The sequence below is a fragment of the Mycobacterium nebraskense genome (assembly GCF_002102255.1).
GTDB lineage: Bacteria > Actinomycetota > Actinomycetes > Mycobacteriales > Mycobacteriaceae > Mycobacterium > Mycobacterium nebraskense.
On sequence record NZ_LQPH01000053.1, the window covers coordinates 1 to 3906 of the forward strand.

Consider the following 3906-nt stretch of genomic DNA (forward strand, 5'->3'; position numbering starts at 1 on the left):
GTTATCTTGCGTCGGTTCGGTCGTTCGGCAGCGTGAGCAGGGTGTTCTCGTTGTGGACGGTGTCTGCGACAGGTGGCCCGTGCAGGCGGGTGGTGCGGAGTTGGCCGTGCAGCTGGGCTACTTGGTGGCGCAGGCGACGGTTGTCGTCGTCGAGTTCAGTGATGCGGGCGTGGGCGAGTTTGAGCCGTTGCCGCAGGGACGCGTCGGTGCTGCGCTGGGTTTGGTCGATTCCCGGCCTTGGCGTGCGTTGGTCGGTGAGTTGGCGGATCTGGTCGCGTAGCCCGGCTTGGGCGTAGAGCCAGGCGCGGGAGACACCAGCGCGGGCGGCGACGTCGGTGACCGTGTAGCGCTGACCGGTCTCGCTGAGCTCCCGCAGGGCGCGCTGTGCGCGTTCGAGAGTGCTGTCACGGCGCCGTTGAGCGGCGGCGAGCAGGTGGTGGGTGTTGTCAGAACGCATCGGATGTTCCTCCTCCGCAGCATGTTCCGCCAGATGGTGTGTGGCCGCACCGGCAGCTGGGGTCGTGTTCGAGGGTGCTGATGATGGTGAGCAGGTTGGTCTCGACGGCGCGGTTCATCTCCGCAAGGCGGACGTGGCCGTCGGTTTCGGCGCGGGTAACCAGAGCGCGGGTGGCGGCGAGCTGCTGGTGGTGTTGAGGCAGGAACTCGGCGGTGGTGACGAACAGCGGACAAGTGAGACAGGCGTTGGCGTGTGGGCACGATTTCTGCATCGGCAGACCGCAATAGCCGTTCGGTAGAGCCATTTTCGCGCGAGACAGGTTCTGTTTCATCCAAGCGGCGTCGGCGAGCGGACCGTCGGTGCTGGTGTCGACGGGCTCGCCGCGAATGTTGATCTTCTGAGCGCGTTCCCACTGTTCGCGGATGGTGGTGTCGGCGAGGCGCGCGTAGCGGGCGGTCATGGTGTGGCTGGTGTGGTCGAGCAGGCGACGCACCACTTCCTGCGGCACGTCGTTGTTGATCAGCCGGGTGGCGTAGGTGTGCCGGAACTGGTGGGGTGTGACTTTGACGGGGCAGCCGAATTCGTCGATGACCGCGATATCGGCCATCCATCGCTTGAGCCGCATGTCGAAAGTTCCCGTGTGGATGGGGAATCGACCGTCGGGGTTGGCATGCCCACGCGGCAGCAGGACGCTGGTGTCGGGGAACCGTTTTCGGGCGTGGATCTGTTGGGCCTCGATCTTGGCGGTGAGTTCGTCGTCGATGGGGACCATGGCGTCGCGGCGCATCTTGTGGTTGCGGTAGTGCAGGTAGACCGCTCCCTGGTGGTCGCGGATCAGGCAGTCCAGCCCCAGTCGGGTGGCGTCGCCGATGCGCAGCCCGGTGCGGATGAGGATCTCGACCAGCAGCCGGATCCGCGGATCGGTGAGGCGGGCGAGGTTGTCGGCGCTTTCGAGCTGGTTCATGACGAACTCGGGGATCGCGCGCGGCGCTGACGCTTCGGCGCGGCGAGGATGGTCACTGGGATACAGTTCCGCCTCGGCGGGTAGCCGCGCCCAGCGGTGCTGGCGGACGGCGCGGAGAAGCCCTGTGACGGAACTGATGTCGCTGCTGCGGGTCTTCGCGTGCGGGACGGCGACCGCCAGCTGAGCCAGGTAGCTTTCCAGCGCCGCCCGGTCCAGCGCGGCGGGACCCATCGAGGCTGCCAGTCCGGGTGTCAGCCGCGACAGCCGCACGATGGCGATGAGATCCTTGCGCAGCTGGCCAAGCCCGATGCCGCAGGAGATGCGCCATCGGCACCAGCGTTTGGCAAGCTCCCGCAGCCAGCGTGGCTGCACCGGTGTGAAGTCCAACCTGGCGCCGTGGCCGGCCGCGACGCCGAGCCGTCGCAGTAACCACACATCACGCGGGTATTCGCTGTCCCATCCGGTTCCGTCGCGGACGTCGAGCAGGCAGTCGATCGCGAAGCCGAGGAAAGCCCGCGGTGAGGTGGTCGAGGCGGCGGCGGGCAGTCGGGCCAGCCAGTCCTGCACCGAGTGGTCCAGCAGCGAGACGGAGGCGCTGCCCGCGAGATGGTCCAACAGTGGTTTGATCGATCGCGGTGTGGTGCGGGTGCGGTTGGCATCGACGCGGCACTGGATCGCGTACTGGATCTCAAGCCGCAATTGCGGTGGCAGCGGCCCGAAGTCGAATTGGTCTTCACCGTAGCTGGTGCAGTAGGCGATGAACTCCGCCGCCGGTGGCCGGCCTCGCTGCCGCCACCGAGCGTGGTGTGACCGGCACCAGCCGCCATCCAACTCAGCCCACAACGAGCACCCCGGCAGCGCGCACACGCTCGTCATGGAGGCCAGGGTCGGCGTCCACTGATCCACGGTCGGGCGTCCGGCTTTGTCCCAATCGCGGGAATGCCTGTAACACAATCGGTATCGATGCTGCCCGTATCCGCAGCCGATGACCTGGCACGGCTGAAGCGGACGGTGTCCCATCACGGTCGGATCCGCAGAGGCCACCCAAGCCCGCCGGCCGGGACGGTCCTCGAGGTTCCATCGCCGCAGATGAGCCGAACAGAGTCCGCCATAGCGGCTGGAATGCACGCAGTCGCTGACCTCGCAGGCGGGCGTGCCGAGGATCGGGTCGTCCGCCGCGGGCACCAGCACATCGACTCGGAACTCGTTGCGCAACAACGTATCCAGGCGACCATGCAGGCTTGTACCCGGCTGGGTGGCCAGCGCCTCTACACTCACCGCTGCACGTCCTCGTCCGTCAACCAGCCCACCGCCACCAGCGCCCGCCGAGCATCCTCGATCTTCAGGTGCGCGTACGTGTCGCTGGTGGTCGTGATCGAGGTATGCCCCAGCAGTTTGGCGACCACCTCCACCGCGACGCCGCGGCGTAACAGTTCGGTGGCGTAGGTGTGCCGAAACATGTGCGGTCCGAACATCGTCCCGGTCCGCTTGCGGATCCGGCAGGTCAGGTCGTAGACACTCGGATACGTCAACGGACTTCCAACCGGGCTGGACCACAGGTTGACGAACACGTAGTCGCTGTCTAGGTCGCCGTACTCGGTGTGCAGATAGTCGGAGTAGAGGCGGATCACCCGCGCTGGCACCGGCACCTGCCGACCGCCACCCTTAGCTCGAGCGTCGTTGCCGTTAATTCGTGGCGTCACCGCGACCAGCCGGGATGCGGCGTCGATGTCGCTGTGCCGCAACCCCAGCGCCTCGCCGACCCGAAACCCGCTCTCGGCAAGCAACGTGAACAGAAACCGATCCCGCAGCCGATCGCACGCCGCCATGATGGCCGCTACCTGCTCGCCGTCGAGCGTGCCGGGGATGCGCCGATCGGCGCGCAGAGCGATCCGGCGGATTCGTTCCGGTCGAGAGCCCAAGTGCGCCAACAACGGCCGCCAGGACCCGCCGCCTGTCCCACGTCGCTGCCAGGTCACCAGCAGATCGCCCAGGTCCCCGCCGTGACGCTGCTGGAATTCGTAGAACGCCGACACCGCCGACAGCTTCCGGTTCACCGTCGACTCCGAACACATGCTCGCCGCCGTCGGCAGCCCGGTCACATTCCCGGCCCGCGACCCCGCCGGCAGCCGCAGCCAGGCCACGAAGCGCCCCACATCCTCGAGCCGCACCGCCGACCACACCAGGCCGTGCTGGTCGAGAAACTCGAACCAGTCCCGCAGATCGTGCGCATAAGCCTTGACCGTGTTCGGCGAGCGCTCCACCGCATGCAGATGCGCCAGGAACGACTCCGCCGGCTCCACCACCGAGCCGTCGTCAGTCACCGTCCACGACCGCGGATCGCCGAACGGCATCTCGACTCGCTGCACCCGGATACCCAGCCCCGTCATAGACACCGAAGATAACCAGCCCACAACGGATCTCGGCGCACCCCGGACCGCGTGTCGTTTACATCATCGACAGGACGCTGAGAACCTCAGATAAC

Annotated in this window: 3 protein-coding genes; all 3 read right to left on the reverse strand. The window is 66.9% G+C overall.

From position 1 onward, the window contains the following. Window position 1: 1 nt before the first annotated feature. The 3 genes from AWC17_RS05920 to AWC17_RS05930 are packed head-to-tail and all read right to left on the reverse strand — an operon-like array spanning window position 2 to window position 3811. The gene (locus tag AWC17_RS05920; RefSeq protein ID WP_008257513.1) at window positions 2–457 is read right to left on the reverse strand and encodes a DUF6262 family protein; all 456 of its coding nucleotides are present in this window, start codon (window positions 455–457) and stop codon (window positions 2–4) included. After that, entirely contained in the window at window positions 447–2699 is a 2253-nt protein-coding gene (locus AWC17_RS05925; RefSeq protein ID WP_136244900.1) for a tyrosine-type recombinase/integrase, read from the reverse strand. Before AWC17_RS05925 ends, AWC17_RS05920 begins: the two co-directional genes overlap by 11 nt. Continuing rightward, a complete protein-coding gene (locus AWC17_RS05930; RefSeq protein WP_081614504.1) occupies window positions 2696–3811 on the reverse strand; it encodes a tyrosine-type recombinase/integrase in 1116 nt (371 codons plus the stop codon). Before AWC17_RS05930 ends, AWC17_RS05925 begins: the two co-directional genes overlap by 4 nt. Window positions 3812–3906 lie beyond the last annotated feature (95 nt).

Coding starts and splice junctions, on each gene's coding strand:
- AWC17_RS05930 (WP_081614504.1), bottom strand. CDS start 3,811: ATGACGGGGCTGGGTATCCGGGTGCAGCGAGTCGAGATGCCGTTCGGC.
- AWC17_RS05920 (WP_008257513.1), bottom strand. CDS start 457: ATGCGTTCTGACAACACCCACCACCTGCTCGCCGCCGCTCAACGGCGC.